Below are 20,207 nucleotides of genomic sequence, written 5' to 3'. Positions count from 1 at the left end.
ACCATACATTTTTATATAGAACATAAACAAATACGTTGATACTAAGCGCCTTTAATCGCAATCATAGAGATTTCTACATTTACATATTTTGGTAAGTTTCCAACTTCTACAGTTTCACGTGCTGGCGCCGTTGCTTCATCAAAATAGTCACTGTACACCGTATTTATTTTAGTGAAATCGTTCATGTTTTTGATGAAAATAGATGTTTTTACCACATTATCAAACGTCATTTCAGCCGCAGCTAAAACCGCTTTCATGTTTTCCATCACTTGTCTTGTTTCTTTTTGAATAGAATCTTGCACAAGTTCGCCTGTTTTTGGATCTATTGCAATTTGACCAGAAGTATATAAGGTTCCATTCATCAATATTGCCTGATTGTATGGACCAATTGGTGCTGGCGCATTTGGTGTGGTAATGATTTGTTTAGCCATGTTTTTGGTTATTTGTTGTCGGTTGTGAGTTCTAGTTTCAAGTAAAGAATTGATTAGATTTAAAAACGGATAATCTTTATTCTTTAGTATATTTTTATTTCTGTCTAATACCTAAAATCTATAAACTTCTATCTGGTTCGCTTCGTTTTTCCCACTTCACATCACTTAAGACTGATGCTTTAATTCCGATAAAGAAATACCAAGATGCTCGTGCGCTAAATGGAACCCAATTAAAGTTAATTCGCCAACTCTTCAAATCACGTTCAAAACGCATTTGTGTATAGGTAAATCCTTTGTTTTTAAAGTCATAACCAGAAGAAACTCCAACTTTCCATTGCGGTGTTAATTCAACGTTTCCAGAGAACATTAAGGAGTTGTTAGATATTTCATTTTGTCGATTATTGTTGGCATACGTCATGGAATAGGCGAGACGTATATCCCAGGGAATCTTGGCTCGGTAGGCTTCTACATCTTCTTTTTCTTCGTCATCATCATCATCACTACCAAACGAACTACTACTATCGCTAAAGTCTTGTGCTTTTCCGAACAAATCATCATCTCGTCCACCACTTCGCGTATTGTCAATATTTCCGTTGTCTGTTTTTCCTTCTAAACTTTTGCTAGAGAACGAATAGTTTAGTGTCATATTCGCACTCGTTAAACGGAATAAACTTCCGCCATTATCTATATTAAATTTATTGATACGTGTTCCGTTGTTATCAATTGCATACGGATCAAAAGTAGCTCCGAAGTTTACATTTAATTTTTTGTTGAAAACCTGCGTGCTTCCTGTCATACGAACTGGACTCCACGCTAATGAATCTGCGGCAATATTATAGTTTGTAGAAAAGTTAAAACTATTTAAAAGCATTACTTTTTCGGGTTTTTCAGAAGTAGAATCTTTTGCGCGCATTTTCGCTTCTACTGTATTTGCAATGTTAATTCCGATAGAACTAGCAAAGGTTCTACTTGGTGAACCAAATAATCCATCTTCAAAACGTGTGTAATCTTCTGTTGTTCCACCATTTGCATCTACAATATAGGTGTCATAATATTGATCAAACGCAGGATTGTAACTGTAACTAATTGAAGGTCTTAACGTATGTCGTATGGCTTGTATTTTTTTATCTTCACCAAAGTTAAATGTACCATAAATAGTGGTTCCAACACTTGCACTAAAGTTGTATTGACGGAATGAATCGAATCCGTTAACGGTTTCCTTTTCAGAATCAATTTGTGCAGTTAAATCATCAGGATCTTGCACAGCATCAGTTCTATTGGTTGTTCGTAATGTCCACACTTCATCATAATTTCCACCAATACTCACACTCAAATAGTCAAATACTTTAAAGTTTGTATTGACAGGAATACTGTGTCTCATTCCTATTTTGGCATCGTCAAACATTTCTCTTTTAAAGAATAAAGAATCAGTTGTGGTAATTCTGTTTTCTCCTCTTAAATTGTACTGAAAGTTAATATTTTGAATGATTCCTTTCTTTGTTCCGTCCTTTTTTGCAAATGGATAAATACGTTCCATACTTGCTTGTAATGTTGGCAAGGTAAGATTGATACTTTCTGTATTGGTATTTTGCGAATGTGTAGCTGTTAACGAAACATTTACTGACGGATATTCTGGAAACGTTTTTGAATACGAAACGGATGAATTTAAAGTATTATTTAAAAAGTTTGGCGTATTTAATTGGTTGATAGATGCTTGGTAATATTGACTACTACCCAAGTTTACAGAAGCAGAAAATCGTGAGTTTGGATTTGCTTTCTGATCTTGATTGTGCGACCAACGAATGTTGTAAATATTTGATTTACTATAATCTGGAAATCCTCGTTGACTGTTGATTAATGCTTCAAATCGGACACTTAAATTTCCTCTAAATCGATAGCGCAACGCATAATTACTTTCTCCACGAAAGGCGTAACTTCCGTTGGTATAGTAATCTCCCAAAAGGGCTAAATCGAAATAATCACTAATCGCAAAATAATAACCTCCATTTTGGAAGAAATATCCACGACTATTGTTTTCTCCAAATGTTGGAAATATAAAACCAGAAGCTCTATCATCCGTTAGCGGAAAATAGGCAAAAGGAATTCCAATTGGTGTTGGAACGTCCGCAATGTACATATTGGTAAATCCAGAAACGATCTTTTTATTTGGAACTAATTTAATTTTTCGTGCTAAAAAGTAATATTCAGGATTGTCTAAATCTTTTGACGTGGTAAATTTTGCATTTTTGATGAAAACTACCGAATCATTTTCCTTTTTGGTCAATTCTCCTGCAATCTTAGTTCCGTTTTGTTCGGTTCGTGAATTCCAGATTAATGCTTTTTCAGTATCAAAATTAAACCGAATTGAATCTGGCTCCACAATACTTTCACCTTGTTTAAAGTAAGGTGCTTGCGAATATACACCAGCAGAATCTTTTAAACGACCTGCATATACTTCGTTCTTTTCATAATCTAAAATAATTATTCCCGATTTCAATTCTGTATCCTGATAATACAATTCGGCTTCATTATATAAGTATATTTTTTTTGTACGCTGACTAATTCTTACATAATCTTTAGACTTATATTTTACCAAATCGAGTAAAACAGGTGCTTTTTCAGGAACGGAATCTTTTTGAATCGAATCATTTTTTATAGTATCTCGCTTTCGAGCTGTACCAATCTTTATAGAATCTTGTATAGAAACCTGCAACGTATCCATTGGTTGTTGCGGTTTTATAGGTAGCTTTTTCCTTTCGGGAAGTTCTTGTGAAATAGCAAACGAACTAATCAATAACAGTAATAGCTGTATAAGTATGTATTTTTTTTTTGTCTGCAAAGGTCTAATCCAAATTCGTTAGTAAACACAAAAGAAAGATTTCTTTTATGAATAGTCAAGTAACTTTTATATTTTCGTCTCAAATATGAGGTCGTAAAAGTATGGCTCAATATTTGAAGTGCCAAACCTCGAAGTGTATTTTTATAATACTTTTATGATAAATTAATCATAATTAACACAATAAGAAACGCTTAATAAACATTATTACTATATAAAATGACGAAAATCGGATATATGAAGCATTATTTTTCAGTTGTACTACTATTATGTGTTGTTAGTTTACTTACTGCATCTACAAATAAAGTAGCAAAAAACGATTCACCAACAAAGAAAAAAGAATTTGTGGTAATGATTGATCCTGGACACGGAGGACGCGACACAGGAACACCAGGAACAGGACGTTATAAAACGACGGAGAAAGACATTGCATTGGACGTTTCATTGGCTTTAGGTAAAATGCTAAAGAAAATTCCAAACGTAAAAGTTATCTACACACGTACAAAAGATACGTATCCTACGCTACAAAAACGCGCAATTGTAACCAATAAGAAAAAAGCAGATTTGTTTATTTCAATACATTGCAATGCGCAACCTGGCAAAAAAGGAACGGCATATGGTTCTGAAACCTTTGTATTGGGTTTAAGTAAAAACAAAACGAATCTTGAAGTTGCCAAACGTGAAAACTCGGTAATCTTTTTGGAAGATAATTATGAAGAAACGTATGGCGGATTTGACCCAAACTCTCCAGAATCGTTGATAAGTCTCATAATTATGCAAGAAGAATACTTAAATCAAAGTATTGAAATAGCATCTTATATTCAAAAAGAATTCAAAACAACAGGAAAACGTAAAGATAGAGGCGTTAAACAAGCCGGATTTTGGGTATTATCAAAAACATACATGCCAAGTGTATTGGTTGAACTTGGTTTTTTAACACATAAAAAAGAAGAGGACTTTCTAAATTCTAAAAAAGGAAAGAAAGTTATGACGAAATCATTGTACAATGCTATAAAAAAATATATTTCGTTACATATGGATACTTCTTCTAGTGAAGATGAAGTTGTGGTGGATGATTCTGAAGAAACCGAAGAAACCGTTACATCTAAAGTATACAAAGGCATCACATTTAAAGTACAATTGGCGGCAAGTTCAAAGAAAATGGCGACCAAATCATACAATTTTAAGGGTTTAAACCAGATTTCAAGAGAAAAAGCAAACAAAATTTACCGTTATTTTTATGGTGAAACTTCTGATTATGAGGAGGTAAAGCGCATGAAAATAGAAGCCGCACGCAAAGGATATAAGGACTGTTATATTGTAGCCTATAAAAAGGACAAGAAAATATCATTGAGTGACGCATTAAAACAATAGTTAAATACACACGTTCTTAGGAAAAATTTTTTAATTTTGTTGAGTTCACAAATTCCCGAAAAAATTGAAAATATCCAGAGAAGTTAAAACGGCATTATTAGTAATCACTTCACTAATACTATTATATGTTGGAATCAGTTACCTAATGTCCAAATCGGTTTTCTCACAGAATCGAGTATTCCATACAGAATATAATGACGTTGGCGGCTTGGTTCCTTCTACAAAAGTCTTGATCAACGGAAATAAAGTTGGAAAAATTCAAGAAATCAAATTACAACCTTCAGGAAAATCAGTTGTCACTTTTGAATTAGATCACGATTTTCAATTCTCAAAAAACAGTCAAGTACAATTACAAGAAGATGGTTTCATCGGCGGAAAGTCGTTATCAATTATTTTGAAAAAGGACAATGCTGCAATGGCAGTTTCTGGAGATACATTACGATCTGTTGTACAAGAAGGAATGATTGAAGGCTTCAAAAATCAGTTTACACCATTGCAAGAAAAAATGGAAAGCATGATTGTAAGTGCAGATTCATTACTAACAGCTGTACATACAGTTTTGGATGAAGAAGCTAGAAACAACATAAAAAACAGTATCAGTGAACTCAATGCTACCATTACGAGTTTCAAAAGAGCATCATATACGTTAAATTCAATTCTTGATACAAACAAAGAAAAGCTAGACAATACCTTAACCAACGTTGATAATATGACGGCTAATTTATCTAAAGTATCAGATTCTTTAGCAAAATTAGAATTAAACAAAACCATGAAAGACTTGCAATCTACGATCAAAGGCTTTGATAATATTGTCGCTGGTATTCAAAATGGTGAAGGTTCGGTTGGGAAACTATTAAAAGACGAAGAACTGTACAACAACCTTACAAATGCATCTTTACAAATGGCGCAATTGTTAGAAGACATGAAGCTCAACCCAAAACGATATGTACATTTCTCATTATTCGGAAAAAAGCCGAAACAATATGAGAAACCGAAGGAAGAAGAAAATACATCTAAGAAAAACTAACGCTTAACCACCTAAAGATTTACTACGAATGCAGTATATTCCAAACATCCTATTTGCCATACTACTAATTGCTGGTGTAGGTTACTTTACACGAAATGTCAAAAAACTATCTCGAAATATAAAATTAGGGAAAGATGTAGATCGATCTGATAACAAATCACAACGCTGGAAAAACATGGGAATGATTGCGTTGGGACAATCTAAAATGGTCAAAAGACCAATTGCTGGTTTTTTTCACATTGTTGTGTACATAGGATTTGTAATCATTAATATAGAAGTTCTCGAAATTGTCATTGATGGTTTATTTGGTACACACCGAATTTTTCAAGACTTTCTTGGAGAAGCAATATATGGTTTCCTAATTGGAACGTTTGAAATCTTAGCAGTTGCAGTATTAATCTCCGTAATTATATTTTGGATTCGTAGAAACATCATCAAACTAAAACGTTTCCTAAGTGCCGAAATGAAAGGTTGGCCAAAAAGTGATGGAAATATTATTCTATATTTTGAAGTAGTATTAATGACACTTTTCCTAGTGATGAATGCCGCCGATCTTAATTTTCAAGAAGCGGGCGTTGGAAACGTAATCAGTCAATACCTATATCCTTTATTTGAAGGAAATATAGAAACGGCACATCTAGTAGAAAGAGTTGCTTGGTGGATTCACATAACAGGAATCTTAATCTTCTTAAACTACTTATACTTCTCAAAACATTTACACATCTTATTAGCGTTTCCAAATACGTGGTATGCAAATTTAAATCCGAAAGGACAATTTGTAAATGATGCAAATGTTACCAAAGAAGTACTATTAATGATGGATCCGAACGCAGATCCGTTTGCGGCACCAGCAGAAGGAGAAGATGAAGGCGAACCTGAAAAATTTGGCGCTTCGGATGTACAAGATTTAAACTGGGTGCAACTACTCAATTCATATACATGTACAGAATGCGGACGCTGTACAAGCGAATGTCCAGCAAACCTGACTGGTAAAAAATTATCGCCACGTAAAATAATGATGGATACGAGAGATCGTCTCGAAGAAGTTGGAAAAAACATTGATGCCAATAATGGAACTTTTGTTGACGACGGAAAATCATTACTAAACGATTATATCACAACAGAAGAATTGTGGGCGTGTACTTCATGTAATGCATGTGTAGAAGCGTGTCCAGTAAGTATTGACCCATTATCAATAATCATGGAAATGCGTAAATATTTGGTGATGGAACAATCTGCCGCACCAACAGAACTAAACGTAATGATGGGGAATATTGAAAACAATGGAGCACCTTGGCCTTACAACCAAATGGATAGGCTAAACTGGAAAGACGAAAACTAATACAACTTAAAAATATACGAAGATGAAAGTACCTACAATGGCAGCATATATGGCAGAAGGTAAACAACCAGAAATATTATTTTGGGTTGGTTCTGCTGGAAGTTATGATGATAGAGCAAAAAAGATAACCAAAGCTTTTGTGAAAATTTTAAATAAAGCAAACGTAGACTTTGCTGTTTTAGGATCAGAAGAAAGCTCTACTGGAGATGTTGCAAAACGAGCAGGAAATGAATTCTTATTTCAGATGCAAGCAGTGACAAATATTGAAATACTCAATGCATATGAAGTAAAACGAATTGTAACGTGTGACCCACATTCATATAACTGTTTAAAAAATGAATATCCTTCTTTAGGCGGAAAATACGAAGTTGTACATCATACACAATTTATAAAAGAACTTATTGATAATGGACGTTTGCAAAATGTAGGCGATACATACAAAGGAAAACGAATTACGTTTCATGACCCATGTTACCTAGGAAGAGCTAACAAAGTATATGATGCACCGCGTGATGTGTTGAGTATTTTAAATGCAAATGTTACGGAAATGAAGCGTCATAAATCTACAGCACTTTGTTGCGGAGCAGGAGGCGCACAAATGTTTAAAGAACCTGAAAAAGGAGATAAAGATATCAATGTATTGCGTACTGAAGATGCTCTAAAAACAAATCCAGACATTATTGCCACGGGTTGTCCATATTGCAATACAATGATGACTGACGGAATCAAATTCAAAGAAAAAGAAGATAGCGTTATTGTACAAGATATTGCTGAGCTTATCGCGAATGCACAAAATTTATAAAAAATTATAGAAGAAAGATTATGCTCGTAGAATTTAATGTACTTTCAGATGATGCCAAAGTTTGGATTTACCAAGCAAACCGTTCATTCAGTGAAACGGAATTAGAAGAAATCAAATTGAAACTAGCTGGTTTCATTACACAATGGACAGCGCACGGAAGCGACTTACAAGCTTCTTTTGAAATCAAATACAAGCGTTTCATCATCATTGCTGTCGATCAAGAACGACAAGCGGCTACAGGTTGCTCCATAGACGCGTCTGTTCATTTCATTCAACAACTTGAAAAAGAATACAATGTTGATTTGTTAGACAAAATGAACGTCTCGTACAAACAAGGAGAATACATTGCATACAAAGACTTAAAAGACTTCCGTAAAATGGCAAAAGACAAAGCGGTAACAGGAAAAACAATTGTCTTTAATAACTTGGTCGCTACCAAAGCAGAGTTTCTAGAAAACTGGGAAGTTCCTGCAAAAGAAAGCTGGCATGGACGTTTCTTAAACTAAAAACGGCAAACAAACTATATAAAAGGTGTACGATATGTACGCCTTTTTTGTTTTAAAATACCTAAAACAAATCTAAATATCTAAGTGACTTTATAACCTGAGTTCGATATAAAAATCAATAGCGATTTTCTTCTTTTTCGAAGTATAGCAGAGATTTTTCGTTAAAAATTTTCGAAACCTTGGAAAAAATTTAGAGAAAGATTTACGATTTTAGCTTTTTCAGCTAAAAACACCTCTGGAAAAGTGCCCTTTCTTTTGTTGAAGCCTGTGCTGAACTTGATTCGGTATTTCTTTAGGTAAGCAAAGAAAATGAAAGAGTTTTACAAATTTTTCCTTACCTTAAAATCGAATCAAACCTTAAATACTCATGAAAAAAAGATCATTAAAAAAAATCAGCTTACAAAAAACAATTATTTCATGCTTATCCACAACAAACAAAGTAGCAAAACTATTAGGAGGATTTGAAGCAAGAGGAACGTCTCCAAAATGTGCCTATAGTGAATGGGAAACTTGTCCAAGCAATCAAGAATAGAATATTTCATTTTACATTGTTGATAAGAAGATTATAGGTAACATGGGTAACAAAACCAACATATGTTGACTACTATATATAATCACAAAACTATATCACAATGAAAAAAAGAAACTTAAAAGTTACATTAAGCTTAGGAAAGAACATTGTATCTAATTTAGTTACAAAACAAGTTAAAGGTGGATTAAGAACTGATATCTGTTCAGGTTTACAAGAAACCTGCGGTGGATGTGGTGGTGTCACAAGAAATCCTTGTGTAAGACCACCAAGAGGTTGGTGTCCACAAAACTAACATCATCAAAAGCAGACAATTGTCTGCTTTTTTTATGAACCCATACAAAGTTAATATTTTTCATTATCTTACCTAAGTATTTTCCTCAAACTACTATCTTGGTAACTAATTCATTGTTGCATACAAATCCGTATCAAAGCGACTATGAACACACATGTAGAAAATAACAAGAAACAAAAAGTACAATCTTCACAAATTTCCAACGCACAAACACAACAAAATGCTCCAGCACTTCAATTAGTTGACAATAGACCTGCATCTGCTATGCAACAAAAAACGATTCAACAAATGAACAATCATGGTTCAGAAGTAGCACAACTTTCAGGAAAAGGTGGATCTGGTAAAAAAGGGGGAACAGGTAAAAACAATAAAAAACAACAAAAACAAAAAGATGCTGCAGCTGCGAAAAAGAAAAGAGATCAAAGTCAAGCATCTAGAAATGCATTTAGAGCAGTACAATATGAAACAACATCAAAAAAACAAGCAAAGGCAAAACAAATAGCCGCAAGTAAAGTAAAAGGAAATATAGCCCATGGAAAAGGTGATAAAAGTAAAGGGCAACAAGGAAAAACAAAACAGGAGTTAGCAGAAATTAACAAAAAATTAAAAGCAAAAGAAAAAGCAGAAAAGTTAGCAAAAAGACAAGCAAAAGCTAAGAAAAAACATCAAGATTGGCTTGACAGAAGCGATAAACATGACAGAGGTGGCGCAGGAGGCGGACACGGAGTGCTTGTTTCAGCAAACTAATTTTTAGTAGCAAGGCAACCTTTCGTCATACTAAAGTTTAAATGACTATATCCTATGGGAAAACCGTAGCATTTTGATTTTCATATAGTTTATATTTATAAAACGAAACTAACCACAAAACTAACATCATATTTTTATCTCACTCAATATGTTTGTAAGTGAATATGATGTTTGCTTTCACTATCTTAAAAAATAGTTAGTAAGTAGCACATATTTTATTAATTAGTTGGATAAAAGTGAAGCCTTGCTGCTAATAAGCAGGGCTTTTTTATATAAAATTAAGACATCAATATCATTTCATCCCAATCCATATCCATATCATCTGTTTGTAAAGCACTTAATAATGAAAGTCCTAAGCCAGCATAGCCATTCAAAAAACCTGTCATATCCTTACGCGCATAACTTCCCAGCCGTGTATGATTTTGTTTAATTTGTGGCGAACCACGATCTAATTGTTCAAGCGTTTTTAAATACCAGTAATCAGCAGCAAACTTAAAATCATTAATAGTAGTTTTTTGATACAAACGTTGAAAAATATGTGCTGCTCCAGATGTTCCATGGCATAACCAAACATCATTCATCATTGTTGTTTCCATATCTTTCCGATGTGTTGTATTTAGTAGCAATTTAAGAATCACCTTTTGGAGTTTCGTATCTTTTAAAACAATACTTGTATTTAACAAGACAGTTAACATGCCTAAATCACCATAACACCAAGCCAATCTACTATATGCACTTTCGGTAATTCCTTTTCCAATTCTATTGGGGAAATAGGTACCATGTGTTATATAATCCTTTTGATGCGAAAAAGTAAAGTGGATAACCAATCGGATTATAGCTTCACATTTTACACAGTTGATTCCTTTTGCGTATAATTTATTCAACACAGCAATGAAACCGTAAACTCCATGTGAAACACCTAAGTTTATACTTGGAAATTTATGTTGTACGTCCGAGCGTTCAAAAAATGAAATAGGATTCGCCAATTTAAAAATTTCAGTATGTACAATATCTACCAATGAAGAAAGGCGAGAAGTGTCTGTGCTTTTCTTATTCAATAAATACATTACAATACCACTAAAACCATTCAAGAATTCATAATTCTTTCGTTTTAATTCGGTAGTAGCAATTTGTAAAAATACGGCATCAAAATCAGGCGTATCAAAATCATTCTCTAAAGTAATAAAACGTTGAATATAATTTAAAAACCATCCAATTCCTGCCAATCCTTCTGAATACAAATACGAAGTTGGCATATTGGTCTCCAATTGATCATATAAAACTTCTAAATACTGAACAGCTGTATCATAATGCCGCTCATCTTTGGTAACTTGGTGTAGCTGAAAATAGAAAATAATAATTCCAGGCAAGCCTCCATTAATAGTAACCGAATCATTTCGATATGATTGTATAAAAAAAGCAATACTTTCTAAATGCTGATGAATTTTTTCTTTCATATATAAAATGAGGCTGTCTAAAAAGTCAATAACAATGTCATTACGAGAAAATTATACTTTGGAAGTAACCTGTAAATCAATAACTTAAAATTTACAGATTGCTTCATTTCATTCGTAATGAAGACTTTTTAGACAGCTTCATGTAATTTAGGTGTTAATTTTAATTACGAACAATCTCCCCATCCACCTTGTCCAAAACTTCCATTGGTATAACGATCGTCTCCACCACAGTGGCAGTCAGAATACCAGCAAGTGCCAGCACATGAAGGTTCTACAGTGTCTGGAATACAATTAACTTCGCAAGTTTCGCACTGCGTATTGTCATCATTTCCACCAACAATTTGTTTTTTTACGTTGCTAGCTAAGGAAGCAACTGATTTTTTGTTCAACATAAGTGAACGACTAAACTTCTTTTTCATGGTAATTTATATATAATGGTTTAAAAATAAATTCACTAACTAGCAATTTCAAATTCTTCAAAATTCATTTCTAATTTGGCTTCAATAGCACCAAAAAGATAAACTATAGTATGTTGTATGTCATCCATAGTTGTATGTGTAATTCCTTGCTGAAAAGCTTTTAAAAACGGAATATCTGGAAACTCAGGAATGTCATATGCAGTTCTAAAAGCTGCATCCGAAATGTACTGTTCCATTTTAAAGAAAGGATATTGAAATACGCATTCAATGTGTAAAAGTTTTGCATACAAAATCAACACTTTATCCATAAACACATAATACTCTTTTAAGGTAAATTGATTCAAAACAGTACGTGTCAACGCATCTTTATATTTCCATAGATTATACGCTTCTAGTTGCAATGTTGTTTTGGGTTGTGATATGAATGGTAATTGCATTACAAGTGTGGCTTCATCTTGCAAATGCTTCATTTCTCCCGTAGCATCATACAAAATCTTTCCTTGTGAAAGCATACGCGCCTGAAACTTAGAATACATGCGCAATTGTGTATAAAAGTGGTCGTAGGCTTCCATTACCGAATAGCTTGTATACGAAATATGAAAATCATTGCTAATTTCAACACCTTTTGCTCGTTTTTGAACAAATGGATTCAGTATGATTTTAATGTCAATATCTGAAGTTTCTGTAAATTGATCTGTAGCATAACTGCCAACTAAAAAAACGCCAATAACGGAACTTAGTTTAGTGTGTTTGGCAACAAAATTAGTAATAGTTTCGTGTACTTTTTTTGAAATCATGGCAGTTTTTAAAATGGTAAATAATCAATAGTTTTAATTGATTTATAGTACAAAATTAGAGCTTCATTTACATAAAAAATTACGGTTTCACCATAAAAAAGAGTTTATAATATTAAACTTTTGTTAATGAATATGAAACGATATTAATAGCGTGTTAAAGTCTTTAACAAAATACTTAAGTATCGTTTTTTTTAAAATTATTTTTTTCATTATATAAAATAGACGCAACAGTTCATTGCGTCTATTCTGGTTAAATTTGCACTCCCTTATGAGCAAATTCCCCAACCCTGTTGATCTGTAAAGCAATCACCCATTGAACAATGACAATCAGAGTGCCAGCACGTTGGTTCGCATGAAGGAACTACGGTGTCTGGTACACAATTAATTTCACAAGTTTCGCAATTTGTCTTGTTGTCATTTCCTCCAACAACTTGCCTTTGGGCAGTTTGCGCTAAAGAAGCCACTGATTTTTTGTTCAACATAAGTGAACGAGAAAACTTTTTTTTCATGATATAGTTTTTAAAAATTAATAATGACACGAATCAACGTATAAATACTCGGATTAAAAACACTAGCTGCCCCAAATTGAAGAATTTAGGACACTGAATACACACATGTTTTTGTATGAACAACACTTTTATATATGAAGGAAAAAAAGTACATTTTGTACCCGTTGTGCATTTTGAGTTCAAAAGTATAAACATGCGTTTGTTCGAGTGATTTTGAGGTACGAAAAATTGTATCGAGAACTCGTGTAGGATAAAAATTTTATTCTCGATACAAGTTTCACTCATTTTCAATCGTAAAATTCACTCCTTTAGATTAGTATGCAATTAATTGTTAACCTAAAAATAGATTTACACATGACTTCTATAGTTGTGTTTTAGCATTCTTGGTAGAAAAAGAAAGCAAAAAATTACTAATGATTATTCATGTAAATCATAATATTCTTCCATCCACTAGGCTTCATAATACATCTTTGTCCGCCTGTGTACACTCATACAGATTCTAGCTTTTTTAGAATACTCATTCTTCCAAGAGTCTCTACTTTCATGCTATTATAAATTAAAACCTTATGTATTATGAAAAAGAAAAGTTTAAAAAAGTTAACAGTAAAATCTGTGACTATTAGTAATTTAGAATCCAATGCTGTAAAAGGTGCTGGAACCTATAATTGTTTTTTTTGGTGGCTTTACAGTGCAAAATTTCATTGTTTTGAAGATCCCGTTACAAGTGATGCTTGTTTGGATACGCAAAATGATGATACATGTCAATGCACAATTGCTTAAAATTCAGAGCGAACTTCGGTTTACGTTTATAACATGAATCTATTTTAGCGTGATCTTTTTACTACTTAAATAGATGCATGCATATTTTTAAGCTACCTGTACACATTCGTTCTGGTACAAAAAATTAAAAGTCTTGTTAATTTCTAACAAGACTTTTTTTTGTGTGCGAGAAAGTCTGTACATTTAATCTATATTCGAGTTAAGGATAGAAACGGCATCCTTTTTGCTTTAATTGTAACGTCATTACGAGGAGAAACGACGAAGTAATCTATTTCTTTTACAGACAGATTGCCATGTATTTTTAAGAAATTCTCACAAAGACGTTTTGTAGCAAAAAGATACAGTGAATAGCCTGACGAAACTACACTACGAAGTAAAGTGTAGTTTGGAAACTCCATATAAATGAACGCGATTTTACCCTATGAAGAAATACTATACGATAACGATAATTCTCATCGTTTCCCTATTTATACTAAGTGCGCAACAGCAACATCCGTTTTATATAAAAGACTATACTACGCAAGATAAGTGGATAGATAGTGTGTATACCAATATGACACAAAAAGAACGCATTGGACAATTGTTCAATGTAGCGGCGTATTCCAACAAAGATTCTGTGCATGTCAATGAAGTAAAACAAATGATTACAAAATATCATGTTGGCGGATTAACATTTTTTCAAGGAGCGCCAACAAAACAAGCGGAATTGACAAATGCTTATCAAAAACTAGCTAAAATTCCGTTGTTAGTGGCTATGGATGCCGAATGGGATTTGGGCATGCGACTCGACTCGACATATCGTTATCCTTGGAATATGACGCTTGGCGCGATACAAAACGATTCCATACTAGAACAAATTGGCGAACGCGTTGGCGCACATTGCAAACGTTTGGGCGTTCATATTAATTTTGCCCCTGTGGTAGATGTAAACACAAACCCGAACAATCCAATTATTGGAAATCGTTCCTATGGCGAAGATTATATCAATGTTGCCAACAAAGCGGCGGCGTTTACACGCGGAATGCAACATGAAGGTGTTATTGCATGTGCAAAGCATTTCCCTGGACATGGCGATACGGCACTCGATTCGCACAATTCCTTGCCAACAATTGAGTTTTCCGCAAAACGTATTGATAGTATTGAATTGGTTCCGTATAAATACTTAATCTCAAATAATATTGGTAGCATTATGGTGGCGCATTTGAATGTGCCGAGTATGGAAGCTGAAGATGGATTGCCTGCTTCCTTGTCATACAACATCGTAACCAAAAAACTCAGAGAAGAAATGGGTTACAATGGATTGATATTTACAGATGCACTAAACATGGCTGGTGTAGCTAAAAATGATAAGATAGTCAATGTAGAACTAGATGCGTTCCTAGCAGGTAATGATGTTTTATTGATGTCTCAAGATGTACCAAATGCAGTAGCTTCGTTTGAAGAAGCCTTATTATTAGGAATCATCACGGAAGAACGATTGGAATATTCTGTAAAAAACATTCTAAGAGCAAAACACAAGCACAATCTAAAAACATTTACACCAATAAAAATAGATTCTTTAGTAGCTGATTTACATACGATTGAAGATGACATTCTATACAGAAAAGCTATAAAACATGCCATTACAGCTGTAAAAGTAACGGACAGTATATTGCCACTCAAAAACTTAGACAAACAAAAAGTAGCGTATGTTGCTATGGGTGAAGCAACTGGAGATGTATTTGTAAATACGTTGCGTAAATACACTTCGGTACGCGTTGTAAAAGAGAAAAACTTGGCTGATTTGATAAAAAAGCTAAAACCGTATACAACGGTGATTGTAGGTTTTCACAAATCGAATGCAAATCCTTGGAAAAGTTACAAATTCACAGAAAAAGAAATTGTTTGGTTGCAAGAAATTGCACGAAACAATACGGTAATATTAGATGTATTTACAAGTCCGTACAGTTTATTACAAGTAAAAAGTTTTACGAATATAGATAACATCATTGTATCGTATCAAAATAGTGAAGAAGCACAAGAAATTTCAGCACAAATCATCTTTGGTGCGCTTAAAGCACAAGGAAAACTACCTGTGTCAATTAAAGATGAATTTTCTATTCATACAGGTATCGAAACAACCACTTTACCACGATTAATGTATGGTTTGCCTGAAGCTGTTGGTGTTAACTCGCAAAAACTACAACGTATCGACTCGTTGGCAAAACTGGTCGTTTCTCAAAAAATGGCGCCTGGCGTGCAACTATTAATAGCGCGTAAAGGAAAAGTGATTTACAACAAAAACTTTGGATACCATACCTACGACAGAAAGCGAAAAGTAAAAGATCAAGATATTTATGATGTTGCTTCCATGACTAAAATTCTAGCTACGTTACCATTGGTCATGAAACTGGAAGAAAGTAAAAAAATTACATTGCAATCGAAATTGGGAGAATTAATGCCAAAATTCAAAGGAACCAACAAAGAAAAGTTAAAAGTCATAGAAGTATTATCGCATTATGCGCGTTTAAAACCTTGGATTCCTTTCTATATTCATACACTAGACAGCGTTACAAAAAAACCATCTTCAAAATGGTACAGTGACTCACTAACGAAGCAATACTCTATAAAAGTGGCGAATAATATGTATATGAATTTGGAATATAAAGATTCCATCATGCAACGTATTATTGATAGTGACTTACTAAAAAGACTTCGCTACAAGTATAGTGACTTGCCATATTACATCTTAAAAGACTATGTAGAAGGAGAATACAAATCGAATTTAAACAAATTAACACAACGTTATTTATATAAATCGCTAGGCGCACACTACACAACGTACAATCCGTTAGAAAAATTTAGAAAATCTATGATAGTTCCGTCGGAAGAAGACGACTACTACAGAAATCAAAAATTGCAAGGCTATGTTCATGACATGGGCGCGGCTATGCAAGGTGGAATAGGAGGACATGCAGGATTGTTCAGCAATGCCAATGATGTGGCCAAAATAATGCAAATGTATTTACAAGGTGGAAACTATGGCGACAAAACATACTTTGAAGCCGAAACCATTGCAAAATTTAATACCTGCTACTATTGTGCGCAAGACAATAGGCGTGGAGTTGGGTTTGACAAGCCACAATTGGGTAATGTTGGTCCAACCTGCGGATGTGTTTCCATGACAAGTTTTGGACATTCAGGATTTACAGGAACCTACACATGGGCCGATCCGGAAGAAGAAATTGTATATGTATTCCTATCCAACAGAACCTATCCGACTATGTCGAATAGAAAACTAATTAAAACTGATATACGAACCAAAATTCAAAAGCTCATATACGAAGCAATTGAAGAGTAAACTAAATTAATTTGAAAATAGCTATAGTATGTTATCCAACATTTGGCGGTAGTGGCGTAGTTGCTACCGAACTAGGAATTGCCTTAGCCAATAGAGGACACGAAATACATTTTATCACCTACAAACAGCCTGTTCGTTTGGCTTTGTTAGGTGAAAACATTCGCTTTCATGAAGTAAATGTGCCAGAATATCCATTATTTCACTACCAACCGTATGAGTTAGCCTTATCGAGTAAATTGGTAGATATGGTAAAACTGCACAAAATTGATTTATTACATGTGCATTATGCCATTCCACACGCATATGCAGGATACATGGCAAAAAAGATGTTGGCAGAAGAAGGCATTACTGTTCCAATGGTAACAACGTTGCATGGTACAGATATTACACTTGTTGGAAGTCATCCATTTTACAAATCGGCAGTAACGTTTAGCATCAACAAATCGGATGTGGTAACGTCGGTTTCAGAAAGTCTAAAGCAAGACACCTTGCGTTTATTTGATATCAAGCGTGAAATAGATGTAGTGCCAAACTTTATTGATGTTTCTAAATACGATCACGGATTTACAGACTGTCAACGTGGTTTGATGGCGACAGAAGATGAAAAAATTGTTACGCATGTTAGTAACTTCCGAGCTGTAAAGCGCATTGGTGACGTAGTTCGGATTTTTAATGAAATACAAAAAGAAATTCCAGCCAAATTAATGATGGTTGGTGAAGGACCTGAAAAAGAACCAGCAGAGCAACTATGTGAAGAACTCGGTATTTCAGATAAAGTTGTTTTCTTAGGAAACAGTAACGAGGTTGACAAAATATTATGCTTCTCAGATTTATTCTTACTACCGTCAGAAACGGAAAGTTTCGGTTTGGCGGCATTGGAAGCAATGATATCTTCTGTTCCTGTCATATCAAGTAACACAGGAGGAATTCCAGAAGTAAATGTACATGGTGTTTCTGGATATCTAAGCAATGTTGGAGACATCAAAGACATGTCAAACAATGCATTAAAAATATTAAAAGACGACGCCGAACTCGAAAAATTTAAAAAAGGAGCAAAAGAACAAGCTTTGGCATTTGATATCAATAAAATTGTACCTGTGTATGAGTTTATTTATCAAAAAGCTTTTGAAATGGCTTGATTTCGACTGCGCTCAATCGCCGCAATTTGATATTCAATTTTGGAATTGGAAAACTTCACATTAAGCGCAGTCGAAATAAATGGAAAATAGTATCGAGAACTATTCACAAAAAGAACCACTTCTATGTGTAATAACAAAAAAAGAGTAATTTTACTCACAACTCACAACTCACAACTCACAACTATTCTCCCAACACCAACGATTCCGAATTAATACAAAAACGCAAACCGCTTGGTTCTGGACCATCAGGGAACACGTGTCCTAAATGTGCATCACATGTACTACAGGTCACTTCTACGCGAATCATGCCATGTGTTGTATCTTTAATATAATCAATCACATTATCTCTTACTGGTTCTGTAAAACTTGGCCAACCGCTACTTGAATCGAACTTCAAATTTGAATCAAACAATGGTGTATTACAACATACACATTCATATACACCAGGATCGTATCTACTACAATGTTCTCCCGAAAAAGCACGTTCAGTACCTTTCAATCGTGTAATGCGGTATTGTTCAGGTGTTAACTGTGCAATCCATTCGGCTTCTGTTTTCTCAACGCGTGTAGCTGGTTTGTTATTGCCATGAGTGGCGAAGTGTATAATATCTTTCCAAGTAAGCATAAAATTCTCTTTCTTTTCATGCAAAGATACGGAGAAAGTCGTTAATGTAATACTGAATATCGAATATCAAATATAAAAGTAGTTTTACCCACAACCCACAACTCACAACTCACAAAAAGTAAAGTTTAAGTTTTCATTCAAAATATAGAAAGCCCAAAACCTGTCACACATAGCTACGTCGAGATGCAAACTCACAACTAAATTAGTTCCACCTATTGCAAACTCACAAACTAAATAGTACATTTGATATATTATACAAAACCGAAAACACATGGATGAATTTAAACAACTAATGCCCGTAAGCGCTTTAGACCAAGATGCAAAAGTCACTTTCTATAAAAAAACATACACACACTTAGCATTAGCAGTATTGCTATTTGTAGTCGTAGAGTACATATTCTTTCAAATTCCTGCGGTTGTAAATTTAGCATTCTCACTAACCGATGGCTGGCTTTGGCTTGTAATGCTAGGCGGATTTATGTTTGCGACTAGTTATGCAGAGCGTATGGCAATGAGTACGAAAGATAAAAACAAACATTATTTAGGATTATTACTATACGTAGTTGCAGAAGCTTTTATCTTTATTCCGTTAATTGGAATGGCAATGATGATTTCCGATTCACAATCGGGGGACAGTTCAGGATTGTTAACACAAGCGGCTATCATGACGTTGGCGTTATTCACAGGATTATCTGCGATTGTATTGTTGACTAAGAAAGATTTTTCATTCTTACGTTCTATCTTAGCAGTTGGTTTCTTCATTGCTTTAGGACTTATTTTAGCAGGAACACTCTTCGGATTCAACTTAGGCTTATGGTTTAGTGTCGGAATGGTTATTTTGGCGGCAGGTTCTATCTTATACCAAACTTCAAATATGGTACACAACTACGAAGAAGATCAATATGTAGCGGCTTCCTTAGGATTGTTTGCTTCCTTAATGTTACTATTTTGGTACATCTTAAGCATTGTATCTAGCGACTAGGACTTTATACAAATTATATAGTATAAACCGTTTTGCACTTTATTGTGTGAGACGGTTTTTTTTGTGGCATCACTACGGTTCCGCTCAGTGCAAGCGCTTTATAGTTATTTCGCTTCTATATAATTGCTACGTCAAGCTGAACTTGATTCAGCTTCGCACAACGAGTATACCGTAGTATGCTGAAAATTAGAAAATAAAACCGTTACAATGCGGTTTCCCGTATAAAATACTTAAAAGTAGTGTGTAGCTTGTGTTCGTAAACTAACTGTA

At 34.2% G+C, this 20,207-nt stretch carries 19 protein-coding genes; 12 read left to right on the top strand and 7 right to left on the bottom strand.

Features of this window, described 5'->3' with window-relative positions:
- Nucleotides 1–41: 41 nt before the first annotated feature.
- On the bottom strand, nucleotides 42–431 hold the full coding sequence (locus tag ACQ654_RS02460; protein WP_430408726.1) for a Rid family detoxifying hydrolase: 390 nt from the start codon (nucleotides 429–431) through the stop codon (nucleotides 42–44).
- Nucleotides 432–549: 118 nt separating this feature from the next.
- Nucleotides 550–3,270: a putative LPS assembly protein LptD gene (locus tag ACQ654_RS02455; RefSeq protein ID WP_430408725.1), complete on the bottom strand. Its 2,721-nt coding sequence runs from the start codon at nucleotides 3,268–3,270 to the stop codon at nucleotides 550–552.
- Between the two features lie 234 nt (nucleotides 3,271–3,504).
- Between ACQ654_RS02455 and ACQ654_RS02450 the strand changes: the two genes are divergently transcribed.
- The 8 genes from ACQ654_RS02450 (at nucleotide 3,505) to ACQ654_RS02415 (ending at nucleotide 9,889) form a co-directional block, all read left to right on the top strand.
- Nucleotides 3,505–4,641, top strand: a complete 1,137-nt coding sequence (locus tag ACQ654_RS02450) for an N-acetylmuramoyl-L-alanine amidase family protein (RefSeq protein WP_430408724.1) — start codon at nucleotides 3,505–3,507, stop codon at nucleotides 4,639–4,641.
- A gap of 64 nt (nucleotides 4,642–4,705) precedes the next feature.
- On the top strand, nucleotides 4,706–5,668 hold the full coding sequence (locus ACQ654_RS02445; protein WP_430408723.1) for an MlaD family protein: 963 nt from the start codon (nucleotides 4,706–4,708) through the stop codon (nucleotides 5,666–5,668).
- 28 nt (nucleotides 5,669–5,696) lie between these two features.
- Nucleotides 5,697–7,010 carry a 4Fe-4S dicluster domain-containing protein gene (locus ACQ654_RS02440; protein ID WP_430408722.1) on the top strand — a complete coding sequence of 438 codons (1,314 nt, stop codon included), beginning with the start codon at nucleotides 5,697–5,699 and terminating at the stop codon, nucleotides 7,008–7,010.
- Nucleotides 7,011–7,032: 22 nt separating this feature from the next.
- Nucleotides 7,033–7,812: a (Fe-S)-binding protein gene (locus tag ACQ654_RS02435; RefSeq protein ID WP_430408721.1), complete on the top strand. Its 780-nt coding sequence runs from the start codon at nucleotides 7,033–7,035 to the stop codon at nucleotides 7,810–7,812.
- Between the two features lie 20 nt (nucleotides 7,813–7,832).
- Nucleotides 7,833–8,318, top strand: a complete 486-nt coding sequence (locus ACQ654_RS02430) for an ABC transporter ATPase (RefSeq protein WP_430408720.1) — start codon at nucleotides 7,833–7,835, stop codon at nucleotides 8,316–8,318.
- Between the two features lie 367 nt (nucleotides 8,319–8,685).
- Nucleotides 8,686–8,850 (top strand): hypothetical protein, encoded by a 165-nt coding sequence (locus tag ACQ654_RS02425; RefSeq protein ID WP_430408719.1) that lies wholly within the window; start codon nucleotides 8,686–8,688, stop codon nucleotides 8,848–8,850.
- Nucleotides 8,851–8,950: 100 nt separating this feature from the next.
- Nucleotides 8,951–9,142 (top strand): hypothetical protein, encoded by a 192-nt coding sequence (locus ACQ654_RS02420; RefSeq protein ID WP_430408718.1) that lies wholly within the window; start codon nucleotides 8,951–8,953, stop codon nucleotides 9,140–9,142.
- 144 nt (nucleotides 9,143–9,286) lie between these two features.
- A complete protein-coding gene (locus tag ACQ654_RS02415) occupies nucleotides 9,287–9,889 on the top strand; it encodes a hypothetical protein (RefSeq protein ID WP_430408717.1) in 603 nt (200 codons plus the stop codon).
- A gap of 278 nt (nucleotides 9,890–10,167) precedes the next feature.
- On the opposite strand, the gene ACQ654_RS02410 is transcribed toward ACQ654_RS02415, so the two are convergent.
- The 4 genes from ACQ654_RS02410 to ACQ654_RS02395 all read right to left on the bottom strand — a co-directional run bounded on the left by ACQ654_RS02410 (nucleotide 10,168) and on the right by ACQ654_RS02395 (nucleotide 13,071).
- Nucleotides 10,168–11,346 carry a lanthionine synthetase C family protein gene (locus ACQ654_RS02410; protein WP_430408716.1) on the bottom strand — a complete coding sequence of 393 codons (1,179 nt, stop codon included), beginning with the start codon at nucleotides 11,344–11,346 and terminating at the stop codon, nucleotides 10,168–10,170.
- A 164-nt stretch (nucleotides 11,347–11,510) separates the two neighbouring features.
- Entirely contained in the window at nucleotides 11,511–11,765 is a 255-nt protein-coding gene (locus ACQ654_RS02405) for a class I lanthipeptide (protein ID WP_430408715.1), read from the bottom strand.
- Nucleotides 11,766–11,800: 35 nt separating this feature from the next.
- Nucleotides 11,801–12,562 (bottom strand): nucleotidyltransferase domain-containing protein, encoded by a 762-nt coding sequence (locus ACQ654_RS02400; protein WP_430408714.1) that lies wholly within the window; start codon nucleotides 12,560–12,562, stop codon nucleotides 11,801–11,803.
- 266 nt (nucleotides 12,563–12,828) lie between these two features.
- Nucleotides 12,829–13,071 (bottom strand): class I lanthipeptide, encoded by a 243-nt coding sequence (locus ACQ654_RS02395; protein WP_430412993.1) that lies wholly within the window; start codon nucleotides 13,069–13,071, stop codon nucleotides 12,829–12,831.
- Nucleotides 13,072–13,644: 573 nt separating this feature from the next.
- Here ACQ654_RS02395 and ACQ654_RS02390 point away from each other — a divergent pair.
- The 3 genes from ACQ654_RS02390 (at nucleotide 13,645) to bshA (ending at nucleotide 18,330) form a co-directional block, all read left to right on the top strand.
- Nucleotides 13,645–13,851 (top strand): hypothetical protein, encoded by a 207-nt coding sequence (locus ACQ654_RS02390; protein WP_430408713.1) that lies wholly within the window; start codon nucleotides 13,645–13,647, stop codon nucleotides 13,849–13,851.
- 421 nt (nucleotides 13,852–14,272) lie between these two features.
- A complete protein-coding gene (locus ACQ654_RS02385) occupies nucleotides 14,273–17,191 on the top strand; it encodes a glycoside hydrolase family 3 N-terminal domain-containing protein (RefSeq protein WP_430408712.1) in 2,919 nt (972 codons plus the stop codon).
- 11 nt (nucleotides 17,192–17,202) lie between these two features.
- A complete protein-coding gene (gene bshA, locus ACQ654_RS02380) occupies nucleotides 17,203–18,330 on the top strand; it encodes an N-acetyl-alpha-D-glucosaminyl L-malate synthase BshA (RefSeq protein ID WP_430408711.1) in 1,128 nt (375 codons plus the stop codon).
- A 181-nt stretch (nucleotides 18,331–18,511) separates the two neighbouring features.
- Here the strand turns inward: bshA and msrB are convergent, their stop codons facing one another.
- The gene (msrB, locus tag ACQ654_RS02375) at nucleotides 18,512–18,955 is read right to left on the bottom strand and encodes a peptide-methionine (R)-S-oxide reductase MsrB (protein WP_430408710.1); all 444 of its coding nucleotides are present in this window, start codon (nucleotides 18,953–18,955) and stop codon (nucleotides 18,512–18,514) included.
- Between the two features lie 271 nt (nucleotides 18,956–19,226).
- Here msrB and ACQ654_RS02370 point away from each other — a divergent pair, with 271 nt between their 5' ends.
- Nucleotides 19,227–19,937 carry a Bax inhibitor-1/YccA family protein gene (locus ACQ654_RS02370; protein ID WP_430408709.1) on the top strand — a complete coding sequence of 237 codons (711 nt, stop codon included), beginning with the start codon at nucleotides 19,227–19,229 and terminating at the stop codon, nucleotides 19,935–19,937.
- Nucleotides 19,938–20,207: the final 270 nt, after the last annotated feature.

The sequence above is a fragment of the Kordia sp. genome (assembly GCF_965283645.1).
Lineage (GTDB): Bacteria > Bacteroidota > Bacteroidia > Flavobacteriales > Flavobacteriaceae > Kordia.
Note: the sequence above shows the minus strand (reverse complement) of the source record. Positions and strands in the feature narration are given on the sequence as shown.